Below are 17,935 nucleotides of genomic sequence, written 5' to 3'. Positions count from 1 at the left end.
GGAGATCCCGTGACCACCGTCCTTGACGCGCCTCCGGCCGCCGAGACCCCGCCCAAGACCCAGCGCCGCCGTCGGCGCCACCACACGGCCCCACCGCTGTTCTGGCTGGTTCCCGGGTTGCTGCTTCTGCTGGCCGCCCGTTACCTCCCCACGATCCTGGGGATCAACTACGCGTTCACCGACTGGAACGGGCTGAGCTCCGTCTACAACATCGTCGGGCTGGACAACTTCTCGAACATCGTCAGCAACGCGGACTCCCGCCAGGCCCTGGTGAACACCCTCGTCCTCGCGGTGGTCGTCGTGGTCGCCAGCAACGCAGTGGGACTGACTTTGGCCGTCGGGCTGGACTCGGCGGTCAGGACACGCAACATCCTGCGCGCCGTGTTCTTCGCCCCAGCGGTCCTGAGCCCCCTGGCCACCTCCTTCATCTGGCGCTACGTCTACCAGGTCGACGGACCCTTCAACCGCCTTCTCGGGGCCGTCGGACTCGGCTCCTGGCAGCGAAGCTGGCTGGCCGACCCGACCTGGGCGATGTGGGCCGTCGCGCTGGTCGTCGTGTGGCAGTACAGCGGACTCACCATGATCATCTATCTGACGGGGCTGCGGTCGGTCCCCGGCGAACTGGCCGAAGCGGCGGCCGTGGACGGCGCCGGCCCCTGGCTCCGCTTCCGCCGGATCACCCTCCCGCTGCTGGCCCCCGCCACGACGGTCGCGGTCACGCTGACCACCATCATGGCGCTCGGCATCTTCGACCAGGTCGTCGCACTCACCAACGGCGGCCCGGTCGGCAAGACGGAGACCTTGTCCACCCTCATGTACGAGCAGACCTTCAGCCTGGGCCGGTTCGGCTACGGCACGGCACTCGCCGTACTGCTCACCATGGTGATCACCTTGGCCTCGGTGACCCAGCTCCTCGTCCTGCGTGCCCAAGAGAGGCGGATGCGATGAACAGCGGCCTCCAGCGCTATACCTGGCGGACCTTCGCCCGCGAGATCACGCTGGTCCTCGGCGGACTGGCGTGGCTCTCCCCGCTGTATCTGCTGGTACTGACGTCGGTGAAGCCGGACAGCCAGATCTTCAGCTCGCCGACGTCCCTGCCCACCAGCCTCGCAGTCGGCAACTACTCCGAGGCGTGGAACGCCGCCGACCTGGGCCACGCCCTGTTCAACAGCCTGGTCATCACCGGCGGCAGCGTCGCCCTGCTGATCGCGGTGGGCTCACTGTGCGCCTACACCATCGCCCGCCGGCCCGGGCGCTGGAGCGGGCTGCTGTACCTGCTGTTCGTGGTGGGCATCATCGTGCCCTTCCAGCTCGGGCTCATCCCGCTGTACTCCGTGATGCGCTCCCTGGGCCTGGTGGGCAGCTACGTGGGGATCATCCTCCTCTACGGCGGCCTGTGGATCCCCATGGCGGTGTTCCTCTACACAGGGTTCATCAGGGCCATGCCCAAGGAGTACGAGGAAGCGGCCCTCATCGACGGGGCCACGCCCTTCCGGACCTTCTGGCGCGTCATCTTCCCCCAGCTACGACCAGTGACCGTCACCGTGGCCACACTGTGCGGGATCCTCGTGTGGAACGACTTCTTCACACCGCTGGTCTTCCTGTCCGGCACGGACAAGACCCCCCTGCCGCTCGCGATCTACGAGTTCGTGGGGTCGGTGGCCACCCGCTGGAACCTCGTGTTCGCCGGAATCCTCGTCGCGCTGCTGCCGGTCCTCGTTCTCTTCGTCCTGGCCCAGCGGCAGTTGATGCACAGCTTCTCCGGCGGCATCAAGAGCTGACCCGCCCCGGTCCCATCCGCCGTCTTGAGACGAGGAGCCATGAACCCGGTGCGCAATCGCCTCCCCGCACGGACTGTACGCCCCGCACCCCGCTGCCCCCGCCGAGCGGGCGAACGGCCCCGCCCACACGCCGCGGCCGTGGATCCCCGCCTCCGACCGCGGCTGCGGATCCGGCCCCGAGCCGCCCCGACCGCCGAGCCGGCGGACACCCGGTCCGACAGGGCCGCCTCCGCCGCAGGACCACAGCCCGACCCACAGTGCCTTTCCACCACGTACGACAAGAGGACTTCACGAGCGAGATGACGAGGACCCTTCCCCACCACGTCGACGTCGTCGTCGTCGGCAGCGGCCCCTGCGGTGCGGCCTACGTCCGGACCCTCAGCGAGCAGCGGCCCGATCTGACGCTGGCGACCTTCGAGGCAGGCCCGCTGCTCACTGAGCCCCCGGGCGGACACGTCAGGAACATCGCCGACCCCGCCGAACGCGAGCGCTGCCAGCGGCGCTCCGAGGGACCGCCCCGCGAGTCCGTGTCCTCGGCCCCCGCCGTGCAACGGCCGGACGCGGGGCCCGACAGAAGGCTTGCCAGGGCGGGCACCCACCTCCTGCCGAGCGGGTACCGTCAGCCGGGCGAGGACGGTCTGCCCCTTGCCGCCATGTCGAGCAACGTCGGCGGCATGGGTGCCCACTGGACCTGCGCCTGTCCCCGCCCGGGTGACAGCGAGCGCATCCCCTTCGTCTCCGGCCTCGACGAACTCCTGGACGAGGCGGAGCGGCTGCTCGGCGTGTCCGCGCACGCCTTCGACGACGCACCGTTCGCCGACGAGGTGCGCGGCCGTCTCGGCGCCGCCTTCGACGCCGGCCGGGCCAAGGACCGGCGGGTGGCGCCCATGCCCCTCGCCGTGCGCAAGCACGGCGACGGCCGGGTCACCTGGTCGGGCTCCGACACCGTCTACGGGGACGTCTCACGCGGCAACTCCCGTCACACGCTGTTCCCGGAGGCAATGGTCGTCCGGGTACTCGTCGAGCAGGGGCGCGTTCGGGGCGTACTGGTCAGGGACCTGCGCGAAGGAGGCGAGCACGAGGTGCGGGCCGCGCGTGTCGTCGTCGCCGCCGACAGCCTGCGCACCCCGCAGCTGCTGTGGGCGTCAGGAGTGCGTCCGGCCGCACTGGGCCGGTACCTCAACGACCAGCCGCAGGTCGTCTTCGCGGTGCGGCTGCGCGACGTCGACGCCGAACGAGCCTCGGTCGTTGCCGGGGACGAGGCGCCGGGGGTCGTACCGCAGAGCGGGGTCAGCTGGGTTCCGTTCACCGACCGTGAGCCCTTCCACGGCCAGGTGATGCAGCTCGACGCCTCGCCCGTACCGCTCACCGCCGGCGACGAGCCCGCGCCCGGTTCGATCGTCGGCCTGGGCTGGTTCTGCGCCAAGGAGCTGCGGGAGTCCGACCGCGTCGAGTTCGACGACACCGAGCGCGACGCCTTCGGCATGCCCGCGATGCGCATCCACTACCGGCTCACCGAGCGGGACCACGCCTCGCTCGCCGGAGCCCGCGCAGCCGTCCGGCGGGCCGCCGAAGCGCTGGGCGAACCGCTCGACGCCGATCCGCGCACCCTGGAACCGGGAGCCTCGCTCCACTACCAGGGCACGGTGCGGATGGGAGAGAGCGACGACGGGACGTCCGTGTGCGACCCGGACAGCCGCGTCTGGGGCGTCGACGGGCTGTACGTCGCCGGCAACGCCGTCATCCCGACCGCGACCGCATGCAACCCGACGCTCACCTCCGTGGCCCTGGCCGTCGCCGGCGCCCGCCACATCGCCCGCACCACCGGCACCGAGGAGCACACGTGACCTCCACCGCATCGCACGGCCGCACCGACGTGAGCAGCGGAACCCCGCGACTCGGCGTCGCCATGGTCGGCCACGCGTTCATGGGCAACGCCCACTCCCAGGCGTGGCGGACCGCACCGCGCTTCTTCGACCTGCTGCTGCGGCCCGACCTCGCGGTCCTCGTGGGCCGGGACCCGGACCGCTCCGCGCACGCCGCGGACCGCCTCGGCTGGGCGTCCGCCGAGACCGACTGGCGCCGGGTCGTCGAGCGCGACGACATCGGACTCGTCGACATCTGCACCCCGGGGGACACCCACGCCGAGATCGCCGTCGCCGCGCTGGAAGCGGGCAAGCACGTCCTGTGCGAGAAGCCGCTCGCCAACTCGGTCGTCGAGGCCGAGGCGATGGCCGAGGCCGCCTCCGCTGCCGCGTCCCGGGGTGTCAGGTCGATGGTCGGCTTCACCTACCGGCGGGTGCCGGCCGTGGGGCTGGCCCGCCGGCTGGTCGCGGAGGGCCGTATCGGGCGTATCCGGCACGTCCGCGCGCAGTACCTCCAGGACTGGCTGGCCGACCCCGCCGTACCGATGTCCTGGAGGCTGCGCAAGGACAAGGCCGGATCGGGCGCGCTCGGTGACATCGGCGCGCACATCATCGACCTGACGCAGTACATCACCGGGCGGCACATCACCGGGGTGAGCGCACTGCTCGAGACATTCGTCCACGAGCGCCCGCTCCCCGGGCAGAGCTCGCCGACGGCCACCGGCGGTGCGCTGTCCGGGGCGGGCGGAGAGGGCACGGGCGAGGTCACCGTCGACGACGCGGCCGTCTTCGTCGGCCGGTTCGACGGCGGCGCCCTGGCCACGTTCGAGGCCACACGCTTCGCCCTCGGCCGCAAGAACGCCATCAGGATCGAGATCAACGGCTCACAGGGCAGTCTGGCGTTCGACTTCGAGGACATGAACGTCCTCGAGTTCTTCGACGGGACCGACCCCGCCCCGACCGCCGGTTTCCGCCGGATCCTGGTGACGGAACCGGAGCACCCGTACGTCGCGGCGTGGTGGCCCCCGGGCCACGGGCTCGGCTACGAACACGGCTTCGTCCACCAGGTCGTGGACCTGGTGAACGCCATCGCGTCCGGTGAGGACCCGGCGCCGTCCTTTGCCGACGGGCTACGGGTCCAGCGCGTGCTCGACGCCGTGCAGCGCAGCGCCGCGGCACACAGCGCGTGGACGGAGATCCCCGCTGACGGCCGCTAGCGCACACACCGTGTCCGACGCACCACCCGAAACTTCGAGCCCCCGTGACGAAAAGAGGCGACCGCATGCCCCGACCGATCACGCTGTTCACCGGCCAGTGGGCCGACCTCCCCTTCGAGAAGGTCTGCGCGCTGGCTTCCGAGTGGGGATACGACGGACTGGAGATCGCCTGCTGGGGCGACCACCTCGACGTCCATCGCGCCGCACACGACGACTCCTACGTCGAGGAGCGCAAGACGCTGCTCGACCGCCACGGTCTGTCGGTGTGGGCGATCTCCAACCACCTGGCCGGCCAGGCCGTCTGCGACGACCCCATCGACGAGCGGCACCGCGGCATCCTCAACGCCCGGGTCTGGGGCGACGGCGACCCGGAGGGCGTCCGGCGGCGCGCCGCGGAGGAGATGAAACTGACCGCGCGTGCGGCGGCCAGGCTGGGGGTGCGTACCGTCGTGGGCTTCACCGGTTCCAAGATCTGGAAGACGGTCGCCATGTTCCCGCCGGTCCCGGAGTCGATGATCGAGGACGGATACGCCGATTTCGCCGCCCGCTGGCATCCCATCCTGGACGTCTTCGACGAGGTCGGGGTGCGCTTCGCCCACGAGGTCCATCCCTCGGAGATCGCCTACGACTACTGGACCACCTGGCGCGCCCTCGAAGCCGTGGGCCACCGGGCGGCGTTCGGACTGAACTGGGACCCGAGCCATTTCGTCTGGCAGGACCTCGACCCGGTGGGCTTCCTGTGGGACTTCCGGGAGCGGATCTACCACGTCGACTGCAAGGACGCCAAGCGCCAGACCGGCAACGGTCGCAACGGACGCATGGGATCGCATCTGCCGTGGGCCGATCCCCGGCGCGGCTGGGACTTCGTCTCCACCGGCCACGGTGACGTGCCGTGGGAGGCCTGCTTCCGGATGCTCAACACCATCGGCTACCAAGGTCCCGTCTCGGTGGAGTGGGAGGACGCCGGCATGGACCGGCTGGTCGGCGCGCCCGAGGCGCTGGAGTTCGTGCGCCGACTGGCGTTCGACCCGCCCGCCGCCGCGTTCGACGCGGCGTTCTCCAGCGGCGGCTGAGCCCTGGCCCCGCTGCGAGCACCGGCGTACGGTTTCGGGGGAAATCGCAGGCGTGGGTGGTGGCCTGTCGCTGGCCGGCCCACGGTCAGGGGCTGGGCGAGATCGCTGATGCACCAGCCGGCGGGGAGCCGTCCAGGACGTTACATGCGCAGACCCGGCGGCGGCACGCTCGTCGCCGGCCCTGCTCGGCCGTCAGGTCGTCGCTGGCGCCCGCCCACCGGGGCCGCCGACGCCCCTCACCTGGCGCGACCGACCCGACGCCGGTGACCAGGTCTGCGTCGCCCGAAGCCCTGCCGTTTTCGGCTCTGCCCCTATACTTTCGGCGTGTCCAGGACGAACGACAGGCAGCTGAAAGCTCCCGGAGTGCGCGCCCCCCGCCAGGAGCGGAGCCAGCGGTCCTTCGACCTGGTTCTGGACACTTCGCTCGAGCTGCTCGCCGAGAAGGGCTACAACGGCTTCGCGCTCACCGAGGTCAGCCGCCGGTCCGGAGTCTCGACGGGTTCCATCTACACCCGCGTCGATGGCAAGGACGACCTGCTTCGAGCCGCGCAGGATCGCTTCCTCGAGCACATGGGACAGGAGCACCGCACCCTCACGGACCCCGAGCGGTGGGCGGGCATGGGGCTCGCGCAACTGCTCCCGCGGCTCATCGTGGAGACGGCCGACATGCTGCAGCGCAACGGAGCGGTCCTGGGCGCGTTCCAGCAGCGAGGCGCGCTGGACCCCGAGGTCGCACGCGCGGGCAAGGGCTCCTATCACGACCTCCGTGACCGCTTCATCGCTCTGCTGTTGCGCCGTTCCGAGGAGATTCACCGGGACGACCCCGTCCGCGCGGTCGGCTCGTGTTTCGTCACCGTCTACTCGGTGCTCGCACGCGCGCTGGCGCTCGACGTGGCCGCCGAGGCCGCCGAGGGCAGCCAGCTCGACACCCTTACGGAAGACCTCAGCGCCATGATGCTCGCCTTCCTCACCACCGGCGCCTGAGCGACGGGGACAGCCGGAGCGGGACCCTTGTCCTGCCTCACGGCGCCGGGCCTGCCTCACGTACCTCCGTGCCCCTCTGTGGAGTCCGGTGGTCATCGGCTCGGTACGGGCGCGGCGCCGGACGCATGGCGGTGGACCGCTGCTCCTGGACCACCATCCTGCGCCCGGGTCAGATGAGCACCGGCTCCGGTCCGTGGATCGGCGGAAAGTCGCCCCACCTGCCGCCCACGGGGTTGAGACCTGGCGTCGGCCGCGTAGCGTACTCATATGCAGAATGTTGATTCTTATGCGCGGATCCCGAAACAGGAGCGCAGCCGGCAGTCGTTCGACAAGGCGGTGGACGCCGCGGTGTCCCTGCTCGTCGAGCGCCAGTCGGACGCCTTCACGCTCGCCGAGGTGGCGGCCCTGGCCGGAGTCTCCACCGGGTCCATCTACTGCCGGGTGAACAGCAAGGACGACCTGCTGCGGACCGCGCACGCCCGGGAGATGGCGCGCATCGCCGAGGAGACCGAGCGCGTCTTCGCCGCCGAGCCGCCGCAGAACGAACCATTCGGCGACGCCGTCGGCCGGGTGGTGGGGCAGATGGGCGGCCTGCTGCGCGCGAACGCGCCCAGTCTGCGCGCGTTCATGCTCCGGGCCCACCAGGACCCGGTCATCGCCAAGGCAGGCAAGGCGGGCCACGCACAGATGGCCGGCCGTTTCCGCAGCGCACTCCTCGCCCGTCGCGCGGAAATCAACCACCCCGACCCCGACCACGCGGTCACCTGGAGTGGCACCGTCACCTACAGCGTGCTCGCCCGCTGGCTCGGCCTCGGCACCGCCCTTGACGCCGCCGGAGAGGGGGAGTGGGAGGAGATTCTCGCCGACCTCACCGAGACGGTGACGACCTTTCTCAGTCACTCGGGGCGCAGCAGCCGGCGTTGAGGCCGGATAGGAGTGGCGGCAGCACGGCACCACCCTCCGGATTTGGGTCTTGGTAGTGCCCGGGCCGTTTGCCTGGGCGCGTTCGGATCCTCGGCAGGCCAGGCCGGGGCGGCACCGCCGAATCGGCGCCCCGGAGTCGACGCAGGCCGTTGTCGCCGCGCCTGGAATGCGGCAGGCCGCCGATCGCCGGACGGAACAGTTCACTTCGGCTTCGCCCTGTCCGCACGTCACCTCACACACCGACGACGTGAGCGCGGATGCTTCCACCTCTCACCCAACCCTTGGCGGCGGCGTACGTGAGCATGGCATCCCACTGCTCGGCCCACTCCGGCGGTGCCCCGAAGGGCTCGGCGAGGGCGCGCAGGGAGCGGGTGGCCAGCCAGGCTCGGCCGGATGCGTCCATCCGGCCGAGCCCGGCGTCCGCCAGAGCGGCTGAGGCCGCCGTCGCGTCGAGGCCGGTTACCTCGACGTGCAACCGGTGGAAGTCATGCGGTTCCACCACGCTCACAGAAGGCAAGCCGTTCTGAACCAGGAGTCGCACGGCGATCACCGCCTGCCGGCCAACGGCAGTCTCTGGCGGCCCGGGATGCGGAACCCAGCGGACAGCACCTGTTGGTACGGCGAGTGGACCGGTGCCAAGCGGCTCATGGCGGACTCCTGGGGCGAGGGCGCTTTCAGCGCAGAATCAGTATCAGCATCTTGATTCTCTTATTCGGAGGTGTCAACGTGTTGCCCACGCCTTACGTCGCGAGAGAGGACGGCGATGCCCCCGCCGGACCGCCAGATCACAGAAGCCGTGTCCCCGGCCGACTTCCGCCGGGCCCTGGGCCACTACCCCACCGGCGTGGCCGTGGTGACCGCATGCCGGACCGACGGCGATCCGCTCGCGATGGTCGTCGGGACGTTCACCTCCGTCTCGCTCGACCCGCCGCTCGTCGGCTTCCTGCCCAGCCTCACCAGCACGACATGGCCTGACATCCGGGCGACCGGCGGCTTCTGCGTCAACGTGCTCGGCGCCGACCAGGAGCAGGTATGCCGCGCGTTCGCCAGCAAGGCGCCGGACCGGTTCACCGCCCACACCGACGGTGGCCCGGGCAATCCGCGTCTGACCAGTGCCGTACTGCGCGTGGACTGCGACATCTTCCAAGTCCTGCCCGCAGGCGATCACGAGATGGTCCTCGGTGCGGTCCGTCGTATCGAGGTCGCCGAGGAACCCGGTCTGCCACTGCTCTTCCTGCGCGGCGGGTACGGAGCACCCCACCTCGCCTCCATCCAGGCCGAGAGCGCTGGGCTCGCGGACCAGTTGCGCCTGGCGGACCTGATCCGCCCCGAAGCCGAGTCGATCTCCCGTGACCTGGGCCTCGAATGCCTGGTCACCGCCCCGGCGGACGACTCCATCGTGGTGCTGGCCGCCGCCGGAATCGGCTCCGAGACCCGTCGCAGCACCACACGCGTCGGCACCACCTTCCCGCTGGCCGCGCCGTTCGGCCCGCTTTTCGTCGCGTGGGCGGCGGAAGCCGAACGGAAGGCATGGCTGACGCGCGGCCAGACGCTCACCGGTATCACCGACCGTTCGCTCGCCGTCGCGCAACTCGCCGCGGTCCGGGAACTCGGCTACGGCATCACGACCGGCCGCGAGGCAGCGGACCACTTCGAACGCGTGGTCACCGGCATGGAGGAACCCGCGGCCATCGCGGAATTCCTCACCGCCCTCGAACGACGCGGGCCCGAGCCCGGACTGCACAGGCCGGTGGAGAAGCTCACCGACGTCACCTCCATGCACGTTCCCGTCCGCGACGCCACCGGGCAGGTCGTACTCGCCCTGCACCTCATCGGGTTCACGGGCCAGGAGACCCCGGGCCGGCTGCGCGCCTGTCTGGACCGGCTTCGCTCAGGAGGCCGCTCAGCCGACGCGCTGCTGAGCCGGAGCAGCCATGACGACGGAGCATGAGTGCGTGGAGACGCTGACAGGCGATGCGAAGCCGTCGGCCACACCGGACGAACGTCTCGTCGCGATGCGGGTTGATCGGGTACGTGGGCGGACTGGCCCCAAGGCAGACCAAGCGGAAGCTGTGGTCCCCTGAGGGTGCGTAATATCCACGGTCATCCACAGCGTGGATTGCGCGGATACGAGATTCGGATCGCTCGAGGGATGGCAGCGGGGCCGCGGGCGGCCCATAGTCGTCCCGACGCGCACGCCGCTGTCCAACCAGCGGCCGACGTCCGGCCATTCTCAGCATGCCGTGCGCTCTCGATGCCCACAGAGGCATGCCCGCTTCCGTACGCCGCCCCATGGAGTCGCCATGCCTGGTTCCGTACAGCCGTCTGCCGCCGTGGCAGACGATGTCGCGTCGTCGCCCGTCGCTGTCTCCGGCCCGGCCCATCTGCTGCGCCTGACACTGCTGATGGCGGGCAGCTGTCTGCCGATCCTCGGGGCGGTGCTGATCGCCCCGGTGCTGCCGAAGATGCAGGACCACTTCGAGTCGACCCCCGGAGCCAAGGCGCTGGTTCCCCTCGCGCTGACCACCCCGGCGCTCGCGCTGGCGCTGCTGGCGCCGTTCGCCGGAGTGATCGTCGACCGGCTTGGCCGCAAACGGCTGCTGATCGTGACGACTCTCCTGTACGCGGTGTTCGGAACAGCCCCGCTCTATCTGGACTCCCTGGGCGCCATCATCGCCAGCCGTGCCCTGGTCGGTCTCGCCGAGGCCGCCATCATGACGTGCTGCACCACGCTGATCGGCGACTACTACTCCGGGCACCGGCGGGTGAAGTACCTCGCCCTGCAGACCATGTGCTCCTCGGCGTCGGCCACCGTCTTCTTCGTGATCGGTGGGGCCGCCGGGTCGGCGGGCTGGCGGGTGCCCTTCTGGGTGTACGCCGTGAGCCTGGTGCTCGCCCCGCTGATGGCGACCGCTCTGCCCAACCCGGCGCCCCGCGCGACCGTGGACGAGCTCCCGGCCGAGGCCGCGCCCCGCCGCGTCTTCCCGTGGCGGCAGTTGCGGGGCATCTGCGCCCTCACCTTCTTCGGGGCGATGGTCTTCTACACCGTCCCGGTGGAGATGTCGTACCTGCTCGACGATCTCGGGGTGAAGAACTCGGGTGTGATCGGCCTGGCCACCGCGGTCTCGAGCGCCGCCACCGTGGGCGGAGCCGTCACCTTCGCTCGGCTGAAGCGCTCCCCGTCCTCGATGCTGCCCGCAGTCCTCGCGCTCTGCGGGGCCGGCTTCGGGGTGATGTTCCTGTCGGGCACTGCCCCGCTGCTGGTCATCGGGGCAGTGGTCAACTGTGTGGGTACCGGCATGCTGCTGCCCGCCCTCCTTACCAGCGCCATGTCGCGTCTGGCGTTCGAGCACCGCGGCCGGGGCACGGGGCTGTGGATGGCTGCCTTTTTCGGCGGTGAGTTCGTCTGCCCGCTCGTGTTGCTGGCCGTGCAGTCCGCGGTCGGAAGTCTGGCCGGTGCGGTGGGCGTGCTGGGGCTGGCCGCCGCTCTCGTCGCGGCGGGTCTCTTCGCGGCCCGCCGTCGCACCGGTGCCGTCGCCCCCCGGCCACTGCCGGAGCAGACGGCCTGACGGCCATACGCTCCAGGACTGCCACGATGTGCCGTGACGCGGTTGCGGTGCCATCCCGGCCGGTGCTGCGGCAGGCAACGTCCGCAGACGCTGCCTGCCGCGGCACTGAGGTGTCAGCGCGGCGCGGCCGCACGCGACGCACCCTCGCGCTGCTTGAGGACGTTGCCGTCGCCGTTGGCCGTCAACATCGCCCCCACCTCCGCCGCCTTCTCCCGCAGCCATATGTGCGCCGCGTCCTGGGCGTGCACGGGGTGCCACCACATCGCCTCCCGCACCGGCACCGCTTCGAACGGGCAGGGCAGGACGCGTACCGCGGCGGAGCGGACCGCTTTACGGGCGAGGCGTTCCTGGATCATCGCGATCCGGTGGGTGCCCTCGATCATGTGGGGAAGCAACTGGAAGGTCTGTACGGAGACCTCGACCCGGGGGCTGATGCCGATCATGCTGAGCTGGCGGGCGGCCGGAGCGTCGTAGGGGCGTTGGTAGACGGCCCAGGGCAGCCGGGCCAGATGGTCGAGAGTGAGTTCGTCGCCGACCTCGGGGTGGTCGTCGGCGACCAGGCACAGCCATCGGTCGCTGAAGAGGTCGACCGCGGGCAGACCGTCGATGACACCGTGCGGCATCAGCAGTCCGTCGACGGTGCTCAGCACGGTCGCGGTGTTCTCCACGACGGAGGGCGCCGGGTGCTGGAAGACAAGCCGGATCCCGGGCGCCTCCCGGTGCAGGGCGCGGGCGAGGGCGGCCCCGAAGACAGCCGCGCCGTAGTCGGAGGCGAGCAGGGTGAACTCGCGGGTCTCGGCCGCCGGATCGAAGTCGGCCTGGCTGGCGAAGACCCGCTCCAGCAAGTCGCACGCGGTGGCGCTGCGGTCACGCAGGGCGACGCCCAGCGGGGTCAGTTCGTAGGCGTTGCCGGTACGGGCAAGCAATTCGTCGTCGAAATGGCGCCGCAGCCTGGACAGCGCCGCGCTCATCGCGGGCTGGCTGAGCCCGATGCGCTCGCCGGCCCGGGTGACGTTGCGCTCCTCCAGCAGCGCGCGGAGGGCGACGACCAGGTTGAGATCGAGTCGGGACAGGTTCACCGGGCACCACCTGGAAAGAGACACATATTCGCGGCGTGGATGTGCGTCATCCACAGGATTCATTTCCGCGATCCGCGGATCCAGGCCAGAGTAGACCGCAACCCAGCGGGAGGAAATCTCATGGCAACACTCGCGCAATCCGCCGGTCCGTTCGCACTCGGCACACTGTCCACCCCGGACGGGAACCCGTTCCCGGGCCTGGTGGTCCGGGACCGGGTGCTGGACCTGAGCCAGGCCCTGGCCTGGAAGCCGGCCGATGTGCGGTCCGTGCTGGAACGGTGGGAGGAGACTCTCCCCGTTCTGCACACCCTCGCGGGCGAGGACACCCTGGAGTGGCAGCCGCTCGACGGTCTGCAGGTGCACGCGCCGGTCGAGCCCCGGCAGATCTTCCAGTCCGGCGCCAACTACCGCCAGCACGTGATCGACCTGGAGGTCGCCCACCGCTCCCCGGACGACCCGCGCACCGTCGAGGAGGCGCGCGCGGAGATCGCCGCGGTGATGGACCGGCGGGCAGCGGAGGACCTGCCGTACGTGTTCATCGGACTGGCGAGTGCGATCACCGGTCCGTACGACGATGTCGTACTCCCCGCCTGGGCCGAACAGCCCGACTGGGAGCTGGAGTTGGCGGCTGTCATCGCCAAGCCTGCCTACCGCGTCCCCGTAGAGGCGGCGCTGGAGTACGTCGCCGGGTACACGATCGCCAACGACCTCACCGACCGGGCCACCGTCTTTCGCCGGGACATGAAGGCCATCGGCACGGACTGGCTGCGCAGCAAGAACGCCCCTGGCTTCACGCCACTGGGCCCGTGGATCGTCCCCGCCGGATCGATCGCGGACCCGGGCGACCTGCGGGTGACGCTGAAGCTGAACGGCGAGACCATGCAGGACGAGTCGACCAAGGACATGCTCTTCGGCATCGCCCGCCTGGTGTCGTACGTCTCGCAGACCGCCCGGCTGCTGCCCGGTGACCTGGTGCTGACGGGATCCCCGGCCGGAAACGGCATCCACTGGGGACGGCTGCTGCGTGACGGCGACGTCATGGAGGGCTCGATCACGGGCCTGGGCGCCCAGCGCACCCGCTGTGTCGCCGAGGAGGCCGACGCGTGATCGACCGTACGGATCCCGAGGGTGCGATAGCCGAAGCCGCCAAGTCGTACTCGAACTGGGGCCGTTGGGGCGAGGACGATGTTCTCGGCACCCTGAACTTCCTCGACGAGGCCAAGCGGCGTGAGGGCGCGGCCCTCGTCCGGCGCGGGGTGAGTTTCTCGCTGTCCCAGCGGTTCGACATGAACGGTCCGCAGAAGGGCTGGCGTCGGCGCACCAACCCGGTGCACACCATGCTCGACACCGGCACCGACGCGGCCCTCGGCAACCAGGGCTTCCCGCACGGGATCGGCGGTGCCGACGACGTGATCGCGATGCCGTTGCAGTGCTCCACCCAGTGGGACGGGCTCGGGCACATCTTCGACCACGGCAAGGCGTGGAACGGGCGGGCGGCGGAGAAGGTCGTCACCTCCGACGGCGACCTCGTCACCGGCATCGAGCACATGGCGCCGTACGTCGCGGGGCGCGGCGTACTCCTCGACGTGGGACGGGTCAGGGGCACCGACGGGGAGCTGCCCGACGGCTTCGCCATCACCGAGGAGCATCTGACCGCGACCGCCGAGGCCCACGGCGTGACCGTCAGCCGCGGCGACATCGTCCTCGTACGGACCGGACAGCTGGCCCGCGCCAAGCGCGACGGCTGGGGCGACTACGCCGGCGGAGACGCGCCCGGCCTGTCCTTCACCAGCGCAGGCTGGCTGCACCGCACCGAGATCGCCGCGATCGCCACCGACACCTGGGGCTTCGAGGTACGGCCCAACGAGTTCGACCACGCCTTCCAACCCCTGCACCAGGTCGTCATCCCGAACATGGGCCTGCTGCTCGGCGAGATGTGGGACCTCGACGACCTCGCCGCCGACTGCGCGGACGACGGCGTGTACGACTTCTGGCTCGCTGCCGCGCCCCTGCCCATCACCGGAGCCGTCGGCTCACCCGTCAACCCCATCGCCGTCAAATAGCCCCCAGCGTCGGCCGGATGCCTCCTCCCCGGACAGCAGCGACGCATCCGGCCCTCACCCGCACCACCCGCCGACGGGTGATTCATCACAGCCCCTGGCCCGCCCTGGCGGCGGGCGAGCCGCACCCCGCCGCCCGAAGCCGCGCGGCCCAACCTCGGGAGGATCCCGACATGGCACACAGCCCCACCCTCCCCCACTCTCGGCTTCGCTCGAGCGGGGGGACCCCCACCGTCCTCGTCATCGGCGGCGGCGCCTCAGGCAACGCCGTGACCATTCTGCTGCGCCGCGCCGGCATCACCGTCGACCTGATCGAGGCCAAGCCCGACTGGAACGCCACCACCGGTTCCGGCATCACTCTCCAGGGCAACGCCCTGCGCGTGCTGCGCGAACTGGGTGTCTGGGAACGGGTGAGCGCCTCCGGTTTCCCCTTCGCAACGCTGGGCATCGTCGCCCCCGACGGCACCGTGCTGCACGTCGCCGAGGACATCAAGACCGGCGGGGACGATCTGCCCGCCACCCTCGGCATGCAGCGCCCCCAACTTCAGCAGATCCTCATCGAAGCCGTCCGCGCCTCGGGCGCCACTGTCCGGCTGGGTACCACCGCCGAGGCCCTGGAGCAGGACGCCAGCGGCGTCTGTGTGCGCTTCAGCGACGGCACCGAAGGCCGCTACGACCTGGTGATCGGCGCTGACGGTCTCAACTCCGCCACCCGCGCCGCGATCGGCATCGCCGAGAGACCCGAGCCGACCGGCATGGCCATCTGGCGCATCGCCGCCCCGCGCCCCGAGGGCGTGGAACGCAGCGACCTCGCCTACGGAGGCCCGGCCTATATCGCCGGATACACCCCCACCAGCGAGAACACCATCTACGCGTTCGTCGTCGAAGCGTGCCGCGACCGCGCCTCCATCGACCCGGCCACCTACGCCGACGAGATGTGCCGCCTGGCGCAGGCTTATGGCGGAGCCTGGCCGGAGATCACCAAACACATCACCGACCCCAAGAAGGTCAACTACACCTGGTTCGACCGGCTGCTGGTGGAGGGCTCCTGGCACCGTGACCGGGTCGTGCTGATCGGCGACGCCGCCCACTGCTGCCCGCCCACCATCGCGCAGGGGGCTGCGATGTCCCTGGAGGACGCCCTGGTGCTCGCCGAGTTGCTCACCAGCGGACGGGACTGGGACGGCGAGCTGCTCCAGAGCTACTACGAGCGCCGCATTCCCCGGGTGCGGACCGTCGTCGAGGCCTCCGTGCAGATCGGACAGTGGCAGCTGGACGGCGTGCGTGACGCCGACGTCCCCGGGCTGATCGGGCGCACGATGAACTTCCTGAAGGAGCTGCCGTGACAGTGCCCACCGTGGATGTGCACGCCCATGTCCTGCTGCCCGAGGTCGACGCCCTGGTGGCGGACCTGCCGGGACTGGCCGAGGCCCGGGCCCTCGACGCCCGCCGCAACGGCCCGGCGGCCCTCGCCGTCAGCGGCCCCATGGTCCGCGAGCGTGCCCCCAGGATGACCGACGTCACCGCACGGCTGGCCGCGATGGACGCCCAGGGTGTGGACGTGCAACTGGTCAGTCCGTCCCCCTCGCACTACCACTACTGGGCGGACGAGGAGACGGCCGAGAAGGTCTTCCGACTCGCCAACGAGGCGACAGCCGCCCACTGCGCCCAGGCTCCTGCGCGGCTGCACGGACTCGGCCTCGTCCCCCTGCAGCACCCCGAGCTGGCCGTACGCGCCCTCGAACATGCTCTGGAACAAGGTCTGTTGGGCGTCGAAATCTCCAGTCACGCCCCCGGCCGTGAGCTGTCCGACCCGACATACGCACCCTTCTGGTCCCGCGCCGAGGAGACGGGCGCCGTACTCTTCCTGCACCCCTTCGGCTGCACGCTCGACGAGCGCCTGGATCGCTGGTATCTGTCCAACGTCGTCGGCCAGCCCGTGGAGAACGCGGTGGCGCTGTCGCACCTGATCTTCTCCGGCGTGCTGGACCGGTACCCGGGGCTGAAGCTGATCGCCGCCCACGGCGGCGGCTATCTGCCCACCCACATCGGCCGTTCCGACCACGCGTGGTCCGCCCGTTCGGACGCGGGCGCCGGCTGCGCCCATCTGCCCAGCAGCTACCTCAAGCGTCTGTACTTCGACTCCCTCGTCCACGACCCGCAGGTGCTGCGGGAACTCGTCCGGGTGGCGGGCGCGGACCGGGTGCTGCTCGGCTCCGACTACGCCTTCGACATGGGCACCGGCGACCCGGTCGCCGGCCTGCGTGCCGCCCGGCTGCCCGACTCCGACTTCCACGCCATCCGCGGCGGAAACGCCGCCGCGCTTCTCAACCTCTCCTGAGGGGGCCCCACATGCCCAACCGCCTGCTTACCCACCTGCGGCACGTCGACCTCGCCGTGCCCGACTACGACAAGCAGCTCGACTTCTACGCCGGTGTCTGGGGCCTGACCAAGGTCGCCGAGGACTCCGGCATCTCCTTCCTGGCCGCAGAGGGCAGCCCCGAGCAGTACGTCGTGCGGCTGCGCAAGGCCGACGAGAAGCGCCTCGACCTGGTCTCCTACGGAGCCGCGAGCGCCGCCGACGTGGACACGCTCGCCGAGCAACTCCTCGCAGCCGGAGTGCAGTTGATCTCGCAGCCGGGCAAGGTCGACACCCCTGGAGGTGGCTACGGCTTCCGCTTCTTCGACGTGGACGGGCGCACCATCGAGGTCTCCGCGGACGTCGAGATGCGGCAGCACCGCAAGATCGAGGAGAAGGAGTCGATCCCGGTCAAGCTGTCGCACGTCGTCCTCAACTCCACGGACCTGGACAAGACCAAGGCCTGGTACGAGAAGCACCTCGGCTTCCGGCTGTCCGACACGCTCGGCCATCCGCACATCGGCGACGTCATGCACTTCATGCGGATCAGCAACCAGCACCACTCCATGGCCATCGCCAAGGGACCGCACACCTCCCTGCACCACATCTCCTTCGAGATGCGCGGCATCGACGAGTACATGCGCGGCTCCGGCCGCGTGATCCGCGCCGGCTTCAAGAAGATCTGGGGGCCGGGCCGGCACATGGCGGGCGACAACACCTTCACCTACTTCCTCGACCCGCACGGCAACACCGTCGAGTACACGACCGAGCTGGAGATCCTCGACGAGGACACCTGGCACCCGCACGTCTACGACTTCTCCCAGCCCGAGAACACCGACCAGTGGGGCACCGCCAACCCCATGAACGAACTGGTCACCAAGGAGTCCTTCAACGACGTCGACCGCGGCGTGTTCGTCGCCCCGCCGGTCTGACCGGCCAAACCCCAGTCCCCGGGGGGGGGGGGGGGCGGTTGCCCTGTCAACTGCCCTGACTACCATGCCGCGCCCCCGGCCTTCATGCCCGC

At 70.5% G+C, this 17,935-nt stretch carries 16 protein-coding genes; 14 read left to right on the top strand and 2 right to left on the bottom strand.

The genetic code is table 11. The annotated features are described in order from the left end of the window. Positions 1 to 9: 9 nt before the first annotated feature. From SRB17_RS39865 to SRB17_RS39835, 7 genes are all read left to right on the top strand, one after another. Positions 10 to 948 (top strand): sugar ABC transporter permease, encoded by a 939-nt coding sequence (locus SRB17_RS39865; RefSeq protein WP_323377346.1) that lies wholly within the window; start codon positions 10 to 12, stop codon positions 946 to 948. Beyond that, entirely contained in the window at positions 945 to 1,781 is an 837-nt protein-coding gene (locus SRB17_RS39860; protein ID WP_153546288.1) for a carbohydrate ABC transporter permease, read from the top strand. The genes SRB17_RS39865 and SRB17_RS39860 overlap by 4 nt, the downstream gene beginning before the upstream one ends. 299 nt (positions 1,782 to 2,080) lie before the next feature. Next, a complete protein-coding gene (locus SRB17_RS39855) occupies positions 2,081 to 3,628 on the top strand; it encodes a GMC oxidoreductase (RefSeq protein WP_153546286.1) in 1,548 nt (515 codons plus the stop codon). A gap of 62 nt (positions 3,629 to 3,690) precedes the next feature. Beyond that, positions 3,691 to 4,863 (top strand): Gfo/Idh/MocA family protein, encoded by a 1,173-nt coding sequence (locus SRB17_RS39850; RefSeq protein WP_153546433.1) that lies wholly within the window; start codon positions 3,691 to 3,693, stop codon positions 4,861 to 4,863. A 65-nt stretch (positions 4,864 to 4,928) separates the two neighbouring features. Continuing rightward, on the top strand, positions 4,929 to 5,936 hold the full coding sequence (locus SRB17_RS39845; RefSeq protein ID WP_153546285.1) for a sugar phosphate isomerase/epimerase family protein: 1,008 nt from the start codon (positions 4,929 to 4,931) through the stop codon (positions 5,934 to 5,936). A gap of 324 nt (positions 5,937 to 6,260) precedes the next feature. Further along, positions 6,261 to 6,920 carry a TetR/AcrR family transcriptional regulator gene (locus SRB17_RS39840; protein WP_194294277.1) on the top strand — a complete coding sequence of 220 codons (660 nt, stop codon included), beginning with the start codon at positions 6,261 to 6,263 and terminating at the stop codon, positions 6,918 to 6,920. Positions 6,921 to 7,187: 267 nt separating this feature from the next. After that, on the top strand, positions 7,188 to 7,844 hold the full coding sequence (locus SRB17_RS39835) for a TetR/AcrR family transcriptional regulator (RefSeq protein WP_153546281.1): 657 nt from the start codon (positions 7,188 to 7,190) through the stop codon (positions 7,842 to 7,844). Positions 7,845 to 8,076: 232 nt separating this feature from the next. Here the strand turns inward: SRB17_RS39835 and SRB17_RS39830 are convergent, their stop codons facing one another. Then, a complete protein-coding gene (locus tag SRB17_RS39830) occupies positions 8,077 to 8,346 on the bottom strand; it encodes a hypothetical protein (protein WP_153546279.1) in 270 nt (89 codons plus the stop codon). A gap of 261 nt (positions 8,347 to 8,607) precedes the next feature. Here SRB17_RS39830 and SRB17_RS39825 point away from each other — a divergent pair, with 261 nt between their 5' ends. Then, positions 8,608 to 9,795, top strand: a complete 1,188-nt coding sequence (locus SRB17_RS39825; protein WP_153546277.1) for a flavin reductase — start codon at positions 8,608 to 8,610, stop codon at positions 9,793 to 9,795. Positions 9,796 to 10,147: 352 nt separating this feature from the next. Then, positions 10,148 to 11,413, top strand: coding sequence for an MFS transporter (locus SRB17_RS39820; protein ID WP_153546275.1), 1,266 nt, complete (start codon positions 10,148 to 10,150; stop codon positions 11,411 to 11,413). 113 nt (positions 11,414 to 11,526) lie between these two features. On the opposite strand, the gene SRB17_RS39815 is transcribed toward SRB17_RS39820, so the two are convergent. Continuing rightward, positions 11,527 to 12,492, bottom strand: coding sequence for a LysR family transcriptional regulator (locus SRB17_RS39815; RefSeq protein ID WP_323377343.1), 966 nt, complete (start codon positions 12,490 to 12,492; stop codon positions 11,527 to 11,529). 120 nt (positions 12,493 to 12,612) lie between these two features. Here SRB17_RS39815 and SRB17_RS39810 point away from each other — a divergent pair, with 120 nt between their 5' ends. From SRB17_RS39810 to SRB17_RS39790, 5 genes are all read left to right on the top strand, one after another. Next, positions 12,613 to 13,599 (top strand): fumarylacetoacetate hydrolase family protein, encoded by a 987-nt coding sequence (locus SRB17_RS39810; RefSeq protein ID WP_153546273.1) that lies wholly within the window; start codon positions 12,613 to 12,615, stop codon positions 13,597 to 13,599. Further along, positions 13,599 to 14,555 carry a cyclase family protein gene (locus SRB17_RS39805; protein WP_323377380.1) on the top strand — a complete coding sequence of 319 codons (957 nt, stop codon included), beginning with the start codon at positions 13,599 to 13,601 and terminating at the stop codon, positions 14,553 to 14,555. The genes SRB17_RS39810 and SRB17_RS39805 overlap by 1 nt, the downstream gene beginning before the upstream one ends. Before the next feature lie 170 nt (positions 14,556 to 14,725). Next, the gene (locus SRB17_RS39800; RefSeq protein WP_153546269.1) at positions 14,726 to 15,898 is read left to right on the top strand and encodes an FAD-dependent oxidoreductase; all 1,173 of its coding nucleotides are present in this window, start codon (positions 14,726 to 14,728) and stop codon (positions 15,896 to 15,898) included. Continuing rightward, positions 15,895 to 16,893, top strand: coding sequence for an amidohydrolase family protein (locus SRB17_RS39795; protein ID WP_323377341.1), 999 nt, complete (start codon positions 15,895 to 15,897; stop codon positions 16,891 to 16,893). The genes SRB17_RS39800 and SRB17_RS39795 overlap by 4 nt, the downstream gene beginning before the upstream one ends. Before the next feature lie 11 nt (positions 16,894 to 16,904). Then, positions 16,905 to 17,843: a VOC family protein gene (locus SRB17_RS39790; RefSeq protein WP_153546267.1), complete on the top strand. Its 939-nt coding sequence runs from the start codon at positions 16,905 to 16,907 to the stop codon at positions 17,841 to 17,843. Positions 17,844 to 17,935 lie beyond the last annotated feature (92 nt).

It is taken from the genome of Streptomyces sp. RB17 (genome assembly GCF_009604455.1).
Taxonomy (GTDB): domain Bacteria; phylum Actinomycetota; class Actinomycetes; order Streptomycetales; family Streptomycetaceae; genus Streptomyces.
This window is presented reverse-complemented; position numbering and strand designations above follow the sequence as displayed.

Excerpts from the sequence above, each read along its gene's own strand:
- SRB17_RS39860 (WP_153546288.1), top strand. The coding sequence starts at position 945 with ATGAACAGCGGCCTCCAGCGCTATACCTGGCGGACCTTCGCCCGCGAG.
- SRB17_RS39855 (WP_153546286.1), top strand. The coding sequence starts at position 2,081 with ATGACGAGGACCCTTCCCCACCACGTCGACGTCGTCGTCGTCGGCAGC.
- SRB17_RS39850 (WP_153546433.1), top strand. The coding sequence starts at position 3,691 with ATGGTCGGCCACGCGTTCATGGGCAACGCCCACTCCCAGGCGTGGCGG.
- SRB17_RS39845 (WP_153546285.1), top strand. The coding sequence starts at position 4,929 with ATGCCCCGACCGATCACGCTGTTCACCGGCCAGTGGGCCGACCTCCCC.
- SRB17_RS39835 (WP_153546281.1), top strand. The coding sequence starts at position 7,188 with ATGCAGAATGTTGATTCTTATGCGCGGATCCCGAAACAGGAGCGCAGC.
- SRB17_RS39825 (WP_153546277.1), top strand. The coding sequence starts at position 8,608 with ATGCCCCCGCCGGACCGCCAGATCACAGAAGCCGTGTCCCCGGCCGAC.
- SRB17_RS39820 (WP_153546275.1), top strand. The coding sequence starts at position 10,148 with ATGCCTGGTTCCGTACAGCCGTCTGCCGCCGTGGCAGACGATGTCGCG.
- SRB17_RS39810 (WP_153546273.1), top strand. The coding sequence starts at position 12,613 with ATGGCAACACTCGCGCAATCCGCCGGTCCGTTCGCACTCGGCACACTG.
- SRB17_RS39800 (WP_153546269.1), top strand. The coding sequence starts at position 14,726 with ATGGCACACAGCCCCACCCTCCCCCACTCTCGGCTTCGCTCGAGCGGG.
- SRB17_RS39790 (WP_153546267.1), top strand. The coding sequence starts at position 16,905 with ATGCCCAACCGCCTGCTTACCCACCTGCGGCACGTCGACCTCGCCGTG.